Annotated in this window: 14 protein-coding genes; 7 read left to right on the top strand and 7 right to left on the bottom strand. The window is 60.4% G+C overall.

Features of this window, described 5'->3' with window-relative positions; translation table 11 throughout:
- Positions 1 to 16 precede the first annotated feature (16 nt).
- Positions 17 to 2,626 (bottom strand): bifunctional aconitate hydratase 2/2-methylisocitrate dehydratase, encoded by a 2,610-nt coding sequence (gene acnB, locus AC4IHP_RS14750; RefSeq protein ID WP_039763151.1) that lies wholly within the window; start codon positions 2,624 to 2,626, stop codon positions 17 to 19.
- Between the two features lie 467 nt (positions 2,627 to 3,093).
- Here acnB and AC4IHP_RS14745 point away from each other — a divergent pair, with 467 nt between their 5' ends.
- Complete coding sequence (locus AC4IHP_RS14745; RefSeq protein ID WP_101155227.1) at positions 3,094 to 3,564, top strand: DUF1289 domain-containing protein; 471 nt, start codon at positions 3,094 to 3,096, stop codon at positions 3,562 to 3,564.
- Positions 3,565 to 3,651: 87 nt separating this feature from the next.
- Here the strand turns inward: AC4IHP_RS14745 and AC4IHP_RS14740 are convergent, their stop codons facing one another.
- Positions 3,652 to 4,515, bottom strand: coding sequence for a universal stress protein (locus tag AC4IHP_RS14740; protein ID WP_490832023.1), 864 nt, complete (start codon positions 4,513 to 4,515; stop codon positions 3,652 to 3,654).
- 160 nt (positions 4,516 to 4,675) lie between these two features.
- Between AC4IHP_RS14740 and AC4IHP_RS14735 the strand changes: the two genes are divergently transcribed.
- The 3 genes from AC4IHP_RS14735 (at position 4,676) to AC4IHP_RS14725 (ending at position 7,461) form a co-directional block, all read left to right on the top strand.
- The gene (locus tag AC4IHP_RS14735) at positions 4,676 to 5,284 is read left to right on the top strand and encodes a MiaE family protein (protein WP_041480839.1); all 609 of its coding nucleotides are present in this window, start codon (positions 4,676 to 4,678) and stop codon (positions 5,282 to 5,284) included.
- 182 nt (positions 5,285 to 5,466) lie between these two features.
- On the top strand, positions 5,467 to 6,174 hold the full coding sequence (locus tag AC4IHP_RS14730; RefSeq protein WP_490832022.1) for a response regulator: 708 nt from the start codon (positions 5,467 to 5,469) through the stop codon (positions 6,172 to 6,174).
- Entirely contained in the window at positions 6,175 to 7,461 is a 1,287-nt protein-coding gene (locus AC4IHP_RS14725) for an ATP-binding protein (protein WP_490832021.1), read from the top strand.
- Between the two features lie 99 nt (positions 7,462 to 7,560).
- On the opposite strand, the gene AC4IHP_RS14720 is transcribed toward AC4IHP_RS14725, so the two are convergent.
- Positions 7,561 to 8,049 carry a GFA family protein gene (locus AC4IHP_RS14720; protein WP_490832020.1) on the bottom strand — a complete coding sequence of 163 codons (489 nt, stop codon included), beginning with the start codon at positions 8,047 to 8,049 and terminating at the stop codon, positions 7,561 to 7,563.
- Between the two features lie 139 nt (positions 8,050 to 8,188).
- Here AC4IHP_RS14720 and glsB point away from each other — a divergent pair, with 139 nt between their 5' ends.
- Both glsB and AC4IHP_RS14710 read left to right on the top strand, forming a co-directional pair.
- Positions 8,189 to 9,097: a glutaminase B gene (gene glsB / locus AC4IHP_RS14715; protein ID WP_024013269.1), complete on the top strand. Its 909-nt coding sequence runs from the start codon at positions 8,189 to 8,191 to the stop codon at positions 9,095 to 9,097.
- Positions 9,098 to 9,279: 182 nt separating this feature from the next.
- The gene (locus AC4IHP_RS14710) at positions 9,280 to 10,782 is read left to right on the top strand and encodes an aldehyde dehydrogenase family protein (protein ID WP_490832019.1); all 1,503 of its coding nucleotides are present in this window, start codon (positions 9,280 to 9,282) and stop codon (positions 10,780 to 10,782) included.
- Positions 10,783 to 10,909: 127 nt separating this feature from the next.
- Here the strand turns inward: AC4IHP_RS14710 and AC4IHP_RS14705 are convergent, their stop codons facing one another.
- Together AC4IHP_RS14705 and cynS are read right to left on the bottom strand one after the other, a co-directional pair.
- On the bottom strand, positions 10,910 to 11,569 hold the full coding sequence (locus AC4IHP_RS14705; protein ID WP_460119842.1) for a carbonic anhydrase: 660 nt from the start codon (positions 11,567 to 11,569) through the stop codon (positions 10,910 to 10,912).
- 59 nt (positions 11,570 to 11,628) lie between these two features.
- Positions 11,629 to 12,096, bottom strand: a complete 468-nt coding sequence (gene cynS, locus AC4IHP_RS14700) for a cyanase (protein WP_041480833.1) — start codon at positions 12,094 to 12,096, stop codon at positions 11,629 to 11,631.
- Between the two features lie 120 nt (positions 12,097 to 12,216).
- Here cynS and cynR point away from each other — a divergent pair, with 120 nt between their 5' ends.
- On the top strand, positions 12,217 to 13,098 hold the full coding sequence (gene cynR, locus AC4IHP_RS14695) for a transcriptional regulator CynR (RefSeq protein WP_490832018.1): 882 nt from the start codon (positions 12,217 to 12,219) through the stop codon (positions 13,096 to 13,098).
- Between the two features lie 87 nt (positions 13,099 to 13,185).
- On the opposite strand, the gene AC4IHP_RS14690 is transcribed toward cynR, so the two are convergent.
- Positions 13,186 to 13,515 (bottom strand): hypothetical protein, encoded by a 330-nt coding sequence (locus AC4IHP_RS14690; protein ID WP_129999998.1) that lies wholly within the window; start codon positions 13,513 to 13,515, stop codon positions 13,186 to 13,188.
- A 543-nt stretch (positions 13,516 to 14,058) separates the two neighbouring features.
- Positions 14,059 to 16,002, bottom strand: coding sequence for a DNA topoisomerase III (locus AC4IHP_RS14685; RefSeq protein ID WP_490832017.1), 1,944 nt, complete (start codon positions 16,000 to 16,002; stop codon positions 14,059 to 14,061).
- Positions 16,003 to 16,034 lie beyond the last annotated feature (32 nt).

Below are 16,034 nucleotides of genomic sequence, written 5' to 3'. Positions count from 1 at the left end.
TTATTGCTTTGCAGCGTTAGGCTTGAACGACCGGGATCTTGGCATTCGCAGCAGCTTCACGGAATTCGGCGATCTGGTCGAAGGACAGGTAGCGGTAGACATCGGCCGCCATGCTGTCGATCTTGCCAGCGTATTCCATGTACTCCTCGACGGTCGGCAGGCGACCCAGGATCGAAGCCACGGACGCCAGCTCGGCCGAGGCCAGGTAGACGTTCGCGCCGTCGCCCAGACGGTTCGGGAAGTTACGGGTCGAAGTCGACACCACGGTGCTGTTCGGCTCAACGCGTGCCTGGTTACCCATGCACAGCGAGCAGCCTGGCATTTCCATGCGTGCGCCGGCCTTGCCGTAGATGCCGTAGTAGCCTTCTTCGGTCAGTTGGTGAGCGTCCATCTTGGTCGGCGGCGACAGCCACAGACGGGTTGGCAGCTGACCCTTGACCTGATCCAGCAACTTACCGGCAGCGCGGAAGTGACCGATGTTGGTCATGCACGAACCGATGAACACTTCGTCGATCTTCTCGCCAGCAACGCTGGACAGCAGACGGGCGTCGTCCGGATCGTTCGGCGCGCAGAGCACAGGCTCGTTGATCTCGGCCAGATCGATTTCGATGACTTCGGCGTATTCGGCGTCGGCATCGGCTTCCATCAGCTCAGGATTGGCGATCCAGGCTTCCATCGCTTGAGCGCGGCGTTCCAGAGTGCGGGCATCGCCGTAGCCTTCGCCGATCATCCAGCGCAGCAGGGTGATGTTGGACTGCAGGTACTCGGTGATCGACTCTTTCGACAGCTTGATGGTGCAACCGGCAGCCGAACGTTCGGCCGAGGCGTCGGACAGTTCGAACGCCTGCTCCAGGGTCAGACCTTCCAGGCCTTCGATTTCCAGGATGCGGCCGGAGAAGGCGTTTTTCTTGCCTTTCTTCTCGACGGTCAGCAGACCGTTCTGGATAGCGAAGTACGGAATGGCATGAACCAGGTCACGCAGGGTGATGCCGGGTTTCATCTTGCCTTTGAAGCGCACCAGGATCGATTCCGGCATGTCCAGCGGCATTACACCAGTGGCAGCGGCGAACGCGACCAGACCGGAACCGGCCGGGAACGAGATGCCCATCGGGAAACGGGTGTGCGAGTCACCACCGGTACCGACGGTGTCCGGCAGCAGCATGCGGTTCAGCCACGAGTGGATGATGCCGTCACCCGGACGCAGGGAAACGCCGCCGCGGGTCATGATGAAGTCAGGCAGGGTGTGGTGGGTGGTCACGTCGATCGGCTTTGGATAAGCCGCGGTGTGGCAGAACGACTGCATCACCAGATCAGCGGAGAAGCCCAGGCACGCCAGGTCTTTCAGTTCGTCACGGGTCATCGGACCTGTGGTGTCCTGAGAGCCCACGGTGGTCATCTTCGGTTCGCAGTAGGTGCCAGGACGTACGCCCTGGCCTTCTGCCAGACCGCAGGCCTTGCCGACCATTTTCTGCGCCAGGGTGAAGCCCTTGGTGCTTTCAGCCGGAGCTTCCGGCTTCTTGAACAGGTCGAACGGCGGCAGACCCAATTCGGCGCGAGCCTTCTCGGTCAGGCCACGGCCAATGATCAGCGGGATACGACCGCCGGCACGGACTTCGTCCAGCAGCACCGGGGTTTTCATTTCGAAAGTGGTGATGACTTCGTCGGTACCGTGCTTGCAGACTTTGCCAGCGTGCGGGTACAGGTCGATCACGTCGCCCATGTTCATGTTCGACACGTCGAACTCGATCGGCAGGGCGCCGGCATCTTCCATGGTGTTGTAGAAGATCGGAGCGATCTTGCTGCCGAAGCAGAAACCGCCGGCGCGCTTGTTCGGCACGTACGGGATGTCGTCGCCGAAGAACCACAGCACCGAGTTGGTGGCCGATTTACGCGACGAACCGGTACCGACCACGTCACCGACGTAGGCGATCGGGAAACCCTGGCCGCGCATTTCTTCGATCTGCTTCATCGGGCCGGTCTTGCCTTGCTCGTCCGGAACAATACCGTCACGGGCCATTTTCAGCATGGCCAGGGCGTGCAGCGGGATATCAGGACGCGACCAGGCGTCTGGCGCAGGGGAGAGGTCGTCGGTGTTGGTTTCGCCGGTCACTTTGAAAACGCGCAGGCTGATCTTGTCGGCCAGCACCGGGCGCTTCTTGAACCACTCGCCGTCAGCCCAGGATTGCAGCACGGCTTTGGCGTGAACGTTGCCGTTCTTGGCTTTTTCCGCGACGTCGTGGAAGGCGTCGAACATCAGCAGGGTGTGCTTGAGTTCTTCGGCGGCGACTGGCGCCAGCTCGGCGTCGTCCAGCAGTTCAACGAGGGTGACGATGTTGTAGCCGCCCTGCATGGTGCCGAGCAGTTCTACAGCGCGTTTCTTGTCCAGCAGAGGGGAGGTGGCTTCGCCCTTGGCCAGGGCAGACAGGAAACCGGCCTTGACGTAGGCGGCTTCGTCCACTCCAGGTGGTACGCGATTGGTGATCAGGTCAACGAGGAAAGCTTCTTCGCCAGCCGGAGGGTTCTTCAGCAGCTCGATCAGGCCTGCTGTTTGTTCGGCGTTAAGCGGCTGGGGAACGATACCCAGGGCTGCACGCTCTTCGATATGTTTGCGGTAGGCTTCAAGCACAGTTATTACCCTCATCAGTGGTCCCAAATGGGTGTCCGGGACGCTCATCCCGAAATTGCCGTACTCATGCGCCTCACGACGTTGTGGGTCGTTCGGCCAGAATTACCGGCAATTCCTTACAGAAGCTGCTTTCAAAGTTTTACGCCTGCAGAACGGGGAGCTGATGAGGGTTGGCGTTGGGCTTTTCCCCGCTGGAAAAACCCTTCGCCAACACCGCTCTGAAGGAACGACTGTGCTCGTGACGCTTTGAAAACAGCTTCTAACGGACATTGGCGCCTTAAAAGGCTGGCTGATTCTACGGCAAAAAAAATTTAAAGGTAAGTCGCGCTCTATTGGACTTTCGTGGCAATCAGCGTGGCCGGAGCAAACCTGCGACGCTGGCGAGACCTTGCTGTTTGAGGGGTGATCAATGCCTGACAAAGGGCTAACATGCCGGCCTGTTCCGCGTTTCAGTGTTCTGCCCATTTATGCCTAATCAGACCATCAAGACCCCCTGCGTCGGCCTCTGCTCCACCGTTTACGGTGACCTGGTGTGCCGTGGCTGCAAGCGTTTCCACCACGAAGTGATCCATTGGAATGGGTACAACGAGGAGGAAAAGCGTGCGGTGTGGCTGCGTCTGGAGCAATTGCTGTCACAAGTGATGGCGAGCAAGGTCGAGATCTTCGATCCGGCGCGCCTGCGCGAGCAGCTCGAGCAGCGCAAGATCCGCTTCGTACCGCATCAGTCGGAATATTGCTGGGCCTATCAGCTGATCGCCCGGGGGGCGCGGGTGATCGTTAATCTCGAGGCGTACGGGATGGTGTTGCTGCCAGAGTTCCGCGACTGGAACCTGCCGGAACTGCGTGATGCCATTGATCGGGAATTCTTCCTGCTGTCGGAAGCGCATTATCAGCGCTACATCGCCCCGGGCTTTCTGAAAGACGCCTTCGGCGCCTGAACAGCAAAAGATCGCAGCCTTCGGCAGCTCCTGCATGGGAATGCGTTCTACCTGTAGGAGCTGCCGAAGGGCTGCGATCTTTTGCTCTTAATGTTTCACGGTCAGTTCCACCAGATGATCCTCAACCTCCTGCGGCTTGAGCACCAGCACATCGCTTTCCAGCGTATCCAGCACCGCTTCAGCGGTATTGCCGATCAACGCGCCTGACAAGCCACTGCGCGCCACTGTACCAATCACCGTCACCGCTGCCTGCAGCTTGTGCGCCATGAATGGAATCAGCACATCCGCCGGTCCCTCCTCGACGTGCAGGTGCTCGTCATCGACATCGAACTCAGCCTGAAACGCCCGGCACTGCTCGCGGTATCTGGCTTCTATGGTCGACTTGAGCTGAAACGTCGGGTCTGCCGCCGAGAGCATCGGCGACGGATGCGCGGTGATCACATGCAGATGCGCCTTGGCCAGACTGGCGATGTCATAGCCGTGATCGATGATAGTGCTGTGCAAATGCCGGTGCTCACCGTCGGCATTGCCGACATCGACCGCAGCAAGAATCACTTTGTCCTTCCATGAGCCGGCGGTTTTCACCAGCAGCACCGGAGTAGGGCAGTGACGCAGCAACTTCCAGTCCGCCGGAGTCAGCAAAGCCTTTTTCAGTGAACTGTCGGGGAAGTGCTGCTTGATCACCAGGCCGCAACCTTCGGCCTGCTGCACATCGATGATGGTTTCGTGCAGGCTCTCGTTCCACGCCTGTTCGGTGGTCACGCTGTAGCCTTCGGCGAGCAATGCAGCCTTGAGCACGGTGAGCAGGCCGGCGTGGTCATGCTTTTTGTCGCACACCAATAGGTGCAGATGAGCCTGGGTGACACCGGCGATCAGCTTGGCGCGTTTGAGCGCCAGGCTTTCCGCATGTTCAGGTTCGATGACCACCAGAATGCTGCGAATGGCTTGCATGAGCGGAGTCTCCAGCAAAGAAAAGGCACGGCGTTGCACAACTATAGTTGCTACCCGAACGTCTGCGACTTGATGCATATCAACAGCCGCTGCTGGTGGTCTGCGGGCAGGCCGGTATAATCGGCGCCCTTCGCTCGAACACCTTTTTACCGTGAGCCCCATGATCCTTCCCGAAATCCACGAATTCCTTGGCTGCCGCACCCCCGACGCCTGGGTCCAGGCGGCACTGGCCGATCAGGAAACCCTGCTGATCGACCACAAAAACTGCGAGTTCAAGGCCGCCAGTACCGCGCTGAGCCTGATTGCCAAGTACCACGCCCACGTCGACCTGATCAACATGATGTCGCGCCTGGCCCGGGAAGAACTGGTGCATCACGAGCAGGTCATGCGCATCATGAAACGGCGCAAGATCGAGCTGCGTCAGCTGCACGCCGGCCGCTACGCCTCGGGCCTGCGCAAAGTGGTGCGCAGTCACGAACCGGTGAAACTGGTGGATACGCTGGTGGTTGGTGCCTTCATCGAAGCGCGCAGCTGTGAACGCTTCGAAGCACTGGTGCCGCATCTGGACGAAGAACTGGGCAAGTTCTATTTCGGTTTGCTGAAAAGCGAGGCGCGGCATTTTCAGGGCTATCTGAAACTGGCCTATCAGTATGGTGATGCCAAGGATGTCGCGCAGGTGATCGAGCGCGTCCGTGCGGCCGAGCAGGAACTGATCGAATCGCCGGACGAGGAATTCCGCTTCCACAGCGGTGTTCCGGTCGCCGCGTGATCGGGTTGGAGTTGCCGCAATCCAATCGGACATCATTGTCGGATTGTAAAAAAATCTTAAAAGTATGAAACATCACCGAAAACCGGCCCGCGTGGCCGGTTTTTGCTGTCTGGCGTCAGCGCCTGATCAATGATTGCCCGCATAATATCGGCCCTTTCACGTTTGGCTTGGCAACGGTCATTATGGATAACCTGGGTTTCGGCAAGGTGCTGCTGGTCGAAGACGATGAGCGTCTCGCCGCGTTGATCGCGCACTTTCTTGAACAACACGGCTACGAGGTACGCACGGTGCATCGGGGGGATCTGGCCGTGGCTGCGTTTCTCGAATTCAAGCCGAAAATGGTCGTGCTCGACCTGATGTTGCCGGGGCAGAGCGGCTTGCAGGTCTGCCGGGAAATCCGCAGCGTCTCGGACACGCCGATCGTGATCCTCACCGCCAAGGAAGACGACCTCGATCACATCCTCGGCCTGGAGTCCGGCGCTGACGACTACGTAATCAAACCGATCAAGCCGCCGGTGCTGCTCGCGCGGCTGCGCGCGTTGCAACGGCGGCAGACGCCGGACACCAGCGTCGTCAGTTTCCTTGAGTTCGGGCAATTGAGCATCGACCGCAGTTGCCGTGAAGTGCGCTTGACCGGTGAGCTGATCGAGCTGACCACCATGGAGTTCGAGTTGCTCTGGTTGCTCGCCAGCGCGGCGGGCAAGATTCTTTCCCGCGATGACATTCTCAATCGCATGCGCGGCATCGCTTTCGACGGCCTCAACCGCAGCGTCGATGTCTACATCAGCAAATTGCGCAACAAACTCAAGGACAATCCGCGCGAGCCGGTGTGCATCAAGACCGTTTGGGGCAAGGGCTATCTGTTCAATCCGTTCGCGTGGGAGTTGTAGATGCTGCGTTTGTTTCTCGGGCTGTTTCTGGTGATGACGGTGGGTCTGGTGCTGGCCTTGCAGACCGTCGAACACACGTTCAACGCGTTGCTCGACAGCCAGATGCGCGATTACAACCGTGAAGCCGTGCGCGGTCAGGCGTGGTCGCTGGTCGATCATCTGCAAGGCCGCCAGGGTGCCGAGCGTGAGCAGAAACTCGATTCGTTGCGCGCCCATTACGGTTTGTCGCTGAGTCTGGTCGAGGCCGATCAACTGGCCCTGACGCCGCAGGAAAAAGCCGAACTGGCGCACAACCTGTTGGTGATCCGCGACGACTACACGCAGTTCATCAGCAACATCGACGGCGGCTCGCAGTTGCTCAGCATCAAGCTCCCGCCCGAGCCGAGTCTGATGCCGTTCTACATCACTGCGGCGTACATGATGTTGGCGGTGTTGATCGGCATCGTTCTGTTTTTCTGGGTGCGTCCACACTGGCGCGATCTGGAAAAGCTGCGGCTGGCGGCCGAGCGTTTCGGCGATAATGATCTGTCGGTGCGCATCCAGTTGTCGCGGCGCTCGAACATCCGCGATCTGGCCGAGCACTTCAATCTGATGGCGGCGCGCATCGAGGGCTTGATCGCCAACCAGCGCGAACTGACCAACGCGGTGTCCCACGAATTGCGCACACCGATCGCGCGGCTGTCGTTCGAACTCGATCAGCTCAAGCAGCAGCCCGACGCGAGCCAGAATCGAGAGCTGATCGCGGACATGTACGCCGACCTCGGCGAACTTGAGGAAATGGTTTCCGAGCTGCTGACCTACGCCAGCCTCGAGCACGGTGCGACGGTCATCAAAAGGGAGACTATTCACGCGGTCGACTGGCTCGATAGCGTCGTCGGTAGCGTGGCGCTGGAAGCTGAAGCGGCTGGGGTACAGTTAGCGATCGCCGATTGCAAGGTTGACACTGTCAGTATCGAACCGCGTTTCATGGCGCGCGCGGTGATCAACCTGCTGCGCAATGCCATCCGCTATGCCGAGCAGCGTGTTGAGGTATCTCTGCTGCGCAATGGCGATGACTATGAAGTGCGGGTCAGCGATGACGGGCCGGGCGTGCCGCTGGATGGCCGGGAAAGAATCTTCGAACCGTTTTCACGACTGGACGCCAGCCGGGATCGGCGCACCGGGGGTTTCGGCCTGGGCCTGGCGCTGGTGAGGCGGGTGTCGCAGTCCCATGGCGGGCAGGTTCAGGTCGGCGATTCGGTGTGGGGTGGGGCGCTGTTCAGGATGACCTGGGCGCATCTGGATTGAATGATATTGCCTGACCCGGGCCCTTCGCGAGCAGGCTCGCTCCCACAGGGGATCGCATTCCAAATGTGGGAGCGAGCCTGCTCGCGAAGGGCGTGGTTTTCAGCGGGTCACACCGAGTCGCTCATGCCACTGGGCAATCGATTCCTCCGGGTACTCATCAAACTGCTGATCTTTGGCCTTGGCCTCGACTTCAACCCACGGCGCTTTTGACCCGAGCATCAGGTGCGTGTGTTCCGGCGGCACCGGCAGCGGCGTATCGATCGCCGAGGCGAATGGATGAATCAGTTCTGGCCACTCCGGGCTGAAAAGCCAGAGGCCGCTGCCGCATAGCGCACAGAAGTGGCGTTCGGCGCCGCTGCGATGGGCGCGCTTATCGCCGTCGGCTTTCATTTTCGCGTGATAGACGCTGATGTTTTTGCGCCCGCGAACCTTGAGCGTGGTCGCGTCGCCGCCAAGGTTGATCGCATAACCGCCGCCGCCCTGGGTCTTGCGGCAGATCGAGCAATAGCAGCGTTGATAGGGATAAGGATGGGCGCTGTCGAGGCTGAACGTGACTTCGCCGCAATGGCAGGAGCCTTCGAGGTGCATGGTGCTCTCCTGTGTCTGAATGGTCCGGTTCAGCCTAGAACATTTTGCGTGGCGCTTGTCGGTGTGATGCGACCGGCGGGCGCAGCGTCTAGCCCCAGTGTCCCCGCGATCCCATGGGGCGAGACTTTCGGAACCCGGCATGCAAGCGTTGTTGAACGAGATCCTTGACGCGGTCCGGCCCCTGATCGGGCAGGGCAAGGTCGCTGACTATATTCCCGCCCTCGGCACGGTGCCGGCCAACCAGTTGGGCATCGCCGTGTACAGTAACGACGGCGAAATGTATTGCGCCGGCGACGCTGAAACGCCGTTCTCGGTGCAGAGTATTTCCAAGGTGTTCAGCCTGGTGCAGGCCATCGATCATTCCGGCGAAGCAATCTGGGAACGGCTTGGCCATGAGCCGTCCGGCCAGCCGTTCAATTCGCTGGTGCAACTGGAATTCGAGCGCGGCCGCCCGCGTAACCCGTTCATCAACGCCGGGGCGCTGGTGATCTGCGACATCAACCAGTCACGCTTCGCGGCGCCGACACTGTCGATGCGTGATTTTGTCCGGCGTCTGTCCGGCAACCCGCAGATCATGATCGACGGCAAGGTCGCCGACTCCGAATACCAGCACCGCGCGCGCAATGCTGCGATGGCCTATCTGATGCAGTCGTTCGGCAACTTTCACAACGATGTCGAAGCAGTATTGCGCAGCTATTTCAGCCACTGCGCGCTGCGCATGAACTGCATCGATCTGGCCCGGGCGTTCTGCTTTCTGGCCAATGACGGGTTCTGCAAGCACAGCGGCGAGCAGATCCTGACGCGCCGCCAGACCCAGCAAGTCAACTCGATCATGGCCACCAGCGGTCTGTATGACGAGGCGGGCAACTTCGCTTATCGCGTCGGGCTGCCGGGCAAGAGCGGGGTCGGCGGCGGCATCGTTGCGGTGGTGCCGGGGCAGTTCAGCGTGTGCGTGTGGTCGCCGGAGTTGAATGCGGCCGGCAACTCGCTGGCGGGGATGGCGGCACTGGAGTTGCTGAGTTCGCGGATTGGCTGGTCCGTCTTCTGAAGACACACCACGATTTCCAGTGTGGGAGCGAGCCTGCTCGCGAAGAGGTCGGCACATTCAGCATCGATGTCGTCTGATCGGACGCTTTCGCGAGCAGGCTCGCTCCCACAGGGTGCAGTGTTGCTTTGCAGGATCGTGTTCTATACATTTTCCGGCCGCCCTCTGCATGGTGAATCCGCTTCATGTCTCTTGCGCTCGAACGTCTAGTCGCTGGCACGCCGATCCCTTTCGCTGGTAACCGCGTCACCGTGGTCAGCCCCGAACTGGCCGCGCGGTTTCAGCCCGGTGACCATTTGCTGGTCGAGCAGGTCAGTGGCGAGTTGTTGCTGATCCCCGTCGCCGATCAGCAGGCCGCCTCGGTGGCAATCGAGCGTGCGGCTGGGGCATTCACAACGTTGTCGGCGGTGTCCGATGAAGCCATCAGCCAGTTTTTCGATCTGTTCGCTCAGCGCCTGGAAAACCCTGAATGCTGGGCGCAGATCGAAGCCGCCAACCGCGCCGACATCGAACGGGCCAAGGCTCGCGGTCGCTCGACCACACGTCTGCTCGCCGATGAACGCATGCGCCGCGACATGATCGCCGGGCTGCGCGCGTGGCGTGATGCGCCACCGACGCGTGGCAAAGTGATCAGCAGTGTCGAGCACGACGGCTGGAAGGTCGAGCAAGTGGTTTCGCCGCTGGGCATCGTCGCGTTTGTCTTCGAAGGCCGGCCCAACGTATTTGCCGACGCCGCCGGGGTGTTGCGCACCGGTAATACGGCTGTGCTGCGCATCGGCAGCGATGCGTTGGGCACTGCGCAAGCCATCGTCACTCACGCGCTGAATCCAGCACTGGCCGAAGCCGGCTTGCCGGTGGGCGCGGTGTCGTTGGTCGAAAGCGTCAATCATGCCGCCGGTTGGGCGATGTTCGCCGATCGACGTCTGTCGCTGGCGGTAGCGCGCGGCTCGGGCCGTGCGGTCAGTCAGTTGGGCAGCATCGCCCAGCAGGCCGGCACCGCCGTCAGCCTGCACGGCACCGGCGGCGCGTGGCTGATCGCCGAGCGTGATGCCGACGCCACTCGCTTCGCGGCGGTGGTGCGCCACTCGCTTGACCGCAAGGTCTGCAACACCCTGAACGTCTGCCTGATTCAGCGCGAACGCGCCGATGAGCTGGTGCCGCTATTCCTCGATGCCTTGAAAGACGCCGGTACTGCGCGCGGCCAAGGCTGCAAATTGCACATCGTCGCGGGCAGTGAAAGTTGCCTGCCAAGCGAATGGCAGAACGCAACGGTCGAGGTTTATCGCGCCGAGGGTTACCGGACCGAAGCGCTGGCCGAATCCTTGCCCGAGTCGGACCTGGGCCGCGAGTGGGAATGGGAAGAAACCCCGGAAGTCAGCCTGATGATCGTCGACGATCTGGATCAGGCGATTGCGCTGTTCAACCGTTACAGCCCGCAATTCACGGTGTCGTTGATCAGTGAGGATGCGGCGGTTCAGGAGCGCTTCTACAACGCGGTGAATGCGCCGTTCGTGGGCAACGGCATCACCCGTTGGGTCGATGGCCAGTACGCGTTGAACAAGCCTGAGCTGGGCCTTTCGAACTGGGAGAGCGGGCGCCTGTTCGCGCGCAGTGCGATTCTTTCCGGTGACGGTGTGTTTACCGTGCGCAGCAGGATGACCCAGGTTGATCTCACGGTAAAACGCTAACTTGAAATGCGGACCGCACCGTGTAGGAGCTGCCGAAGGCTGCGATCTTTTGGTCTTGATTTACATCCCAGGATCAAAGGCTCGTCCGAACGCGGCCCGAGCCTTCGGCAGCTCCTACAGGGGCGAGTCAGGCGGCGTGGTAGATTTGCGCGCTGATCGCGCACGTCTCAGGTTGCTCGGCCAGCGGCACAAAGGTGCGACGATCGGCAGAGAGCGCGTCAATCGAACCGGTCTCGATGTCGTATACCCAGCCATGCAGATTCAGCCGCCCTTGCTCCTGGGCCAGGCGCACACTCGGGTGGGTCTGAATATTCGCCAGTTGCGCGATCACGTTCTCGCGCACCATTGAACTCAATTTCGCCGCGTCGCTGCCATGCACGCGGGCTTCGTTCATCACCTTCGCCGACTCGGCATGCTGCAACCAGCCGCTGACGGCGGGCAGGTGATCCATGCATTTGCACTGGGCAATCGCGGTCATTGCGCCGCAATCGGAATGGCCGCAAATCACGATGTCGGTCACTCCCAACACCGCCACCGCATACTCCACCGTCGCCGAGACGCCGCCCGGATGAGGGCTGTAGGAAGGCACGATATTGCCGGCGTTACGGATCACGAACAGTTCGCCGGGCTCTTGCTGGGTCAGCAGCTCAGGTACCACACGGCTGTCGGAACAGGTGATGAACAGCGTGCCGGGTTGCTGAGTGGTGGCCAGATGTTTGAACAGTTCGCTGCGTTGCGGGAAGGCTTCGTTCTGGAATTTCAGGAAGCCGTCGATCAGGGCTTTCATGGGCGTGTTCTCTTTGGCGGGGATCGGATGGCCCGCACGCAAGGTGCGGGCCGGGCGTGTCAGAACGGGCGCAGCGGCAGGAACTTGCCGTCGAGGGTGACCACGGCGCGGGAGCCACCTTCCGGGTCTTCGACTTTTTTGATGTCCAGTTTGAAGTTGATCGCGCTGATGATGCCGTCACCGAATTGCTCGTGAACCAGCGCCTTGAGCGTGGTGCCGTAGATCTGGATCATCTCGTAAAAACGGTAGATGGTCGGGTCGGTCGGCACGCCGCTGAGGCTGCCGCGCAAAGGAATGATCTGCAGAGCGGCGACGTCATCGGCGCTCAGATCAAGCTTGTCGCCGACCACTTGGGCCGCGTTTTCCGGCAGCGGATGCTGGCCGAGCAGGGCGGCGGTGACATAAGCCAGGCTGAGGCCGGTACCGTCGGCGAGATCCTGCCACGACAGATCTTTTTTCGCCTTGGCGTCGAGAACGCGGGTGGTCAGGGCCAGGCTGTTGTCGTTGTAGGCGTGGGACTGTTGCATGGTGTCACTCCTTTCAGGGGTTGGCTTGCGGTGTGGGAGTTATCTTGCGCCGGCCAATCCATAGCGTCCAAGACCGATATACAATGCTGCGCATAAGTCTTGCCTATAGATGGTGTTCTCATGCTGCTGCGACATTTGCGTTATTTACTCGCCGTTGCCGATCATGGTGGCTTCACCCGGGCCGCTGAAGCGCTGCATGTGTCGCAGCCGACGCTGTCGCAGCAGATACGGCAATTGGAAGAAACCCTCGGCGTCAGCCTGTTCGATCGCACCTCGCGCACGGTGAAACCGACCGATGCCGGCACGGCTTACATCGAATGCGCGCGGCGCGTGCTGGTGGAGCTGGAAGCCGGGCAGCGCGCCTTGCACGACGTGAAGGACTTGTCCCGCGGCACCCTGCGCCTGGCGATGACGCCTACGTTCATGGCGTATCTGGTCGGGCCGCTGGTGCGTGATTACAGGGCGCGGTTTCCCGGAATTCATCTGGAAATATTCGAGCTGTCGATGGACGACATCGAGGCCGGCCTCGCCGATGACTCGCTGGATGTCGCGATCGCATTTACACCGGTGCGCAATGCCGAGATTGAATGTCTACCGGCATTTACCGAAACGCTGGGGATCGTGGTCGGGCTTGGGCATCCGCTGTATGACAGCCGTTCGGTGTTGACGCCGACGCAAGTTGCTTCACTGGATTTCGCCCTGCTGGCGCCGGGCTTCATCACGCGGTTATCGGTGGATGAGTATTTCCGTCAGCAAGGGATTACGCCGCAGGTGCGGATTGAGGTGAATTCGGTGAGTACGTTGCTGGAAGTGGTGCGGCATGCGCCGCTGGCGACTATGTTGCCCGAGGCGATTGCCAGCGAAAACCGGGCATTGCGCCGGTTGCGTGTCCAAGGGGAAGCGCCGCAGCGGGGGGCGGCGTTGTTGCGGCGCAGGAATAATTATCACAGTGCGGCAGCGTTAGCGTTTGTTGATCTTGTTCTGGAAACGCATAGGGCATGAACAACACCACAAAGTTGCAGGGTGAGTTCTGGATGTAAAAAGGGCCTGCTTCTAATCGAAGCAGGCCCTTTTTTGCTGAAGCGTTATTCAATACAACCGATCAATCACCCGAACTTCATTCTGGTTTTGCAACGAATCCCACGCCTGCTTCAGCGTCTGCAGCACACTGCCAATGAAGTCCTTGTCGGCAGCAGCCTTCTTGCCGACATAACCGTGGCCGCGGCGGTACATCTTCAGGCGGGCCAGCAGGTTCTGGTGGTTGCGGTCGAATTCTTCTTCGCCAGCGTGGGGCGACAGGCAGTCAATGTGCACCTGGCCCGACTTGCTGATCCAGAGAATATGGCTGTCGTGGCTGTCTTTCTGCGCCGCGAACATACGCGCCAGTTCTTCGATGGTGGGTTGATTGTTCAGATTCATTGTTATGCCCCTTGACCAGTCTGGTGATCTTTCAAAGTTGATTCGCTAATACAGGTAGCCCATCGGTTAGTTGATCCCTGGCACCGAAACCAGGACGTCAGCGCTCGCCCGTATGAAGTACGGGGTCATGCATCTGTTGCATGTAGTCGTGTTGAATAACTGCTACGCAATAGCGTCACAACGAGGAGAAGCAGCGAAAACCGGGAGGCTCCTTGACGACATATCCAATGTCGGCCACAAGCGTCTTGAGAATTTTCGCCAGCGCTTCTCGTCCTTGTACTGGACGTTCAGGCCAGGTCAGCTTCTTCAATCTGCCTTGTGGGCAGCGTGTATCCGGAAAAAACAACTCGGCGGTCAGACGAGTTTGCTCAAGCGTGTTACCAGTGCTCCCGATCGGGGAACGTCTTCATCATGCAAAAGCAAAACGATGCCGTCAACGGTTTTGTAGTGAATATTTTCAAGCACTACATATTGTCGGGCAAAGCTGTTTTGGAATGAGAAAAGATCCGTTTCAGCAACCTGGAATAGGGAAACGCAAAGGATTCAGCGGGTCGCCGGCCGCGCCGTGCGTTTGCGCGCAGCGGCGGTTTTGCTGGCCGTCGACTTGCGCTTTTTCTTCCACGGCGCTGCGGCCTTGCCGGCGGGAGGCGGGCCGCTGATGGTCAGGCTGAGGGCTGAGCAGCGCGTGACCTGCTTGCTCATCCATGCGGCCTGTTTGGTAACGAATTCTTCCAGACTCATCTCACCGCTTTGCACCATGTCCAGCGCCTGTTCCCAGATCGCCGTGGTGCCGGGATCGGCGATTGCGCGCGGCACCGCATCGATCAGGCTGAACGCCGCAGGTGTCGCCGCCAGTGCCTTGCCGTTCTTGACCAGATAACCGCGGTCAAGCAAACCCTGAATGATCGACGCGCGGGTAGCTTCGGTGCCGATGCCGGTGGTGTCTTTGAGTTTCTGTTTGAGCAGCGGATCTTCGACCAGTTTGGCGACGTTCTTCATCGCCTTGATCAGATCGCCCTCGGTGTAGGGTTTGGGCGGTTGCGTCCATAGGTCTTTGAGGTTCACCTTCGCCACAGCGCATTCGATGCCCTGGCTCAGAGTCGGCAAGGTTTGCGGTGCCGGTGCTTCGCGGCCTTTCGCCGGGGCCAATGCCTCGGGTAGCGCGCGTTTCCAGCCCGGTTCGATGATTTGCTTGCCCACCGCGCGCAGTGCCTGCCCGTTGCAGTCGAAGTCGGCCTGGGTGCGATCGTATTCGTGATTGGGCAGGAACTGCGCCAGATACCGCGCGCGAATCAGCGTGTACACCGCACGATGCTTGCCGGTCAGGCGTTCGAGGTTTTTCGCCGCGATGGTGGGGATGATGCCGTGGTGAGCGCTGACCTTGGCGTCATTCCAGGCCCTTGAGCGCCGCTGCGGTTCGAGAAAACCCTGCAACGCTTCAAGGCTCGGATCGGCCTGGCGCAACGCTGTGAGGATCGACGGCGCCTCAGCGTGTTGACTCAACGGCAGAAAGCCGCAATCACTGCGCGGATAGGTGATGACTTTGTAGGTTTCGTAAAGGGCCTGGGCGATATCGAGGGTTTCCTGCGCGCCGAGGCCGAGCTTCTTCGAGCAGACTTCCTGCAAGGTGCCGAGATCGAAGGGCAGGGGCGCCACTTCACGCATGCGCTCGGTTTTCAGCTTGATCACCCGTGCGCTGTCCGCACTGCTGATCGCCGCCGCTGCTTGTTGCGCCAACGCCTGATTCAGGCAGCGATCCTGATCATCGCAAACGTCTGATGGTGCGCGCCATTGCGCGGTAAACGCCGTGCCGTTGTGCAGTAGATCCACATCGATTGCCCAGAACGGCACCGGGACGAAGTCGGCGATGCTGCGATCGCGGTCGACCACCAATCGCAGGGTCGGCGTTTGTACTCGTCCTACCGGCAACACGCCCTGATAACCCGACTGCCGGCCCAGCAAGGTGAACAGTCGGCTCATGTTCATGCCGATCAGCCAGTCCGCCCGCGAACGGCCTAGCGCCGAGTGATACAGGCTGAACGTTTCGGCTCCCGGCTTCAGCGCAGCCAGGGCCTTGCGAATCGACGCCTCGTCCAGCGCCGACAGCCACAAGCGGCGGATCGGCCCGCGATAGCGGCAGTGCTCGACCAGTTCCCGGGCGATCATCTCGCCCTCACGGTCGGCGTCGGTGGCGATGATCAGTTCGCTGGCCTCGCCCAGCAGACGCTTCACCGCTTTGTACTGGCTGGCGGTGCGCGGCTTGACGGTCATTTTCCATTTGTCCGGAATGATCGGCAGATCGGCCAGTACCCAGCGCTTGTAGCGCGCGTCGTAAGCGTCCGGCGGCGCGGTTTCGAGCAAGTGGCCGATGCACCAGGTCACTGTGACATCCGTTCCCAGCCAGCAGCCGTCGCCGCGACGCTTGGCGCCGAGCACGGCCGCAATGTCTTTGGCCTGGGAAGGTTTTTCACAGAGGTACAGCCGCATAGCTACCATCGCTGGTTGGTGTGTGGAGAGGG

Source organism: Pseudomonas sp. UF-293, assembly GCF_058245595.1.
The sequence above is the reverse complement of the archived record's forward strand: the minus strand, read 5'-3'. Positions and strand labels throughout refer to the sequence as shown.

What these genes read in the sequence shown, in the direction of transcription:
- AC4IHP_RS14745 (WP_101155227.1), top strand. Translation starts at nt 3,094, where the DNA reads ATGCCTAATCAGACCATCAAGACCCCCTGCGTCGGCCTCTGCTCCACC.
- AC4IHP_RS14740 (WP_490832023.1), bottom strand. Translation starts at nt 4,515, where the DNA reads ATGCAAGCCATTCGCAGCATTCTGGTGGTCATCGAACCTGAACATGCG.
- AC4IHP_RS14735 (WP_041480839.1), top strand. Translation starts at nt 4,676, where the DNA reads ATGATCCTTCCCGAAATCCACGAATTCCTTGGCTGCCGCACCCCCGAC.
- AC4IHP_RS14730 (WP_490832022.1), top strand. Translation starts at nt 5,467, where the DNA reads ATGGATAACCTGGGTTTCGGCAAGGTGCTGCTGGTCGAAGACGATGAG.
- AC4IHP_RS14725 (WP_490832021.1), top strand. Translation starts at nt 6,175, where the DNA reads ATGCTGCGTTTGTTTCTCGGGCTGTTTCTGGTGATGACGGTGGGTCTG.
- AC4IHP_RS14720 (WP_490832020.1), bottom strand. Translation starts at nt 8,049, where the DNA reads ATGCACCTCGAAGGCTCCTGCCATTGCGGCGAAGTCACGTTCAGCCTC.
- glsB (WP_024013269.1), top strand. Translation starts at nt 8,189, where the DNA reads ATGCAAGCGTTGTTGAACGAGATCCTTGACGCGGTCCGGCCCCTGATC.
- AC4IHP_RS14710 (WP_490832019.1), top strand. Translation starts at nt 9,280, where the DNA reads ATGTCTCTTGCGCTCGAACGTCTAGTCGCTGGCACGCCGATCCCTTTC.
- AC4IHP_RS14705 (WP_460119842.1), bottom strand. Translation starts at nt 11,569, where the DNA reads ATGAAAGCCCTGATCGACGGCTTCCTGAAATTCCAGAACGAAGCCTTC.
- cynS (WP_041480833.1), bottom strand. Translation starts at nt 12,096, where the DNA reads ATGCAACAGTCCCACGCCTACAACGACAACAGCCTGGCCCTGACCACC.
- cynR (WP_490832018.1), top strand. Translation starts at nt 12,217, where the DNA reads ATGCTGCTGCGACATTTGCGTTATTTACTCGCCGTTGCCGATCATGGT.
- AC4IHP_RS14690 (WP_129999998.1), bottom strand. Translation starts at nt 13,515, where the DNA reads ATGAATCTGAACAATCAACCCACCATCGAAGAACTGGCGCGTATGTTC.
- AC4IHP_RS14685 (WP_490832017.1), bottom strand. Translation starts at nt 16,002, where the DNA reads ATGCGGCTGTACCTCTGTGAAAAACCTTCCCAGGCCAAAGACATTGCG.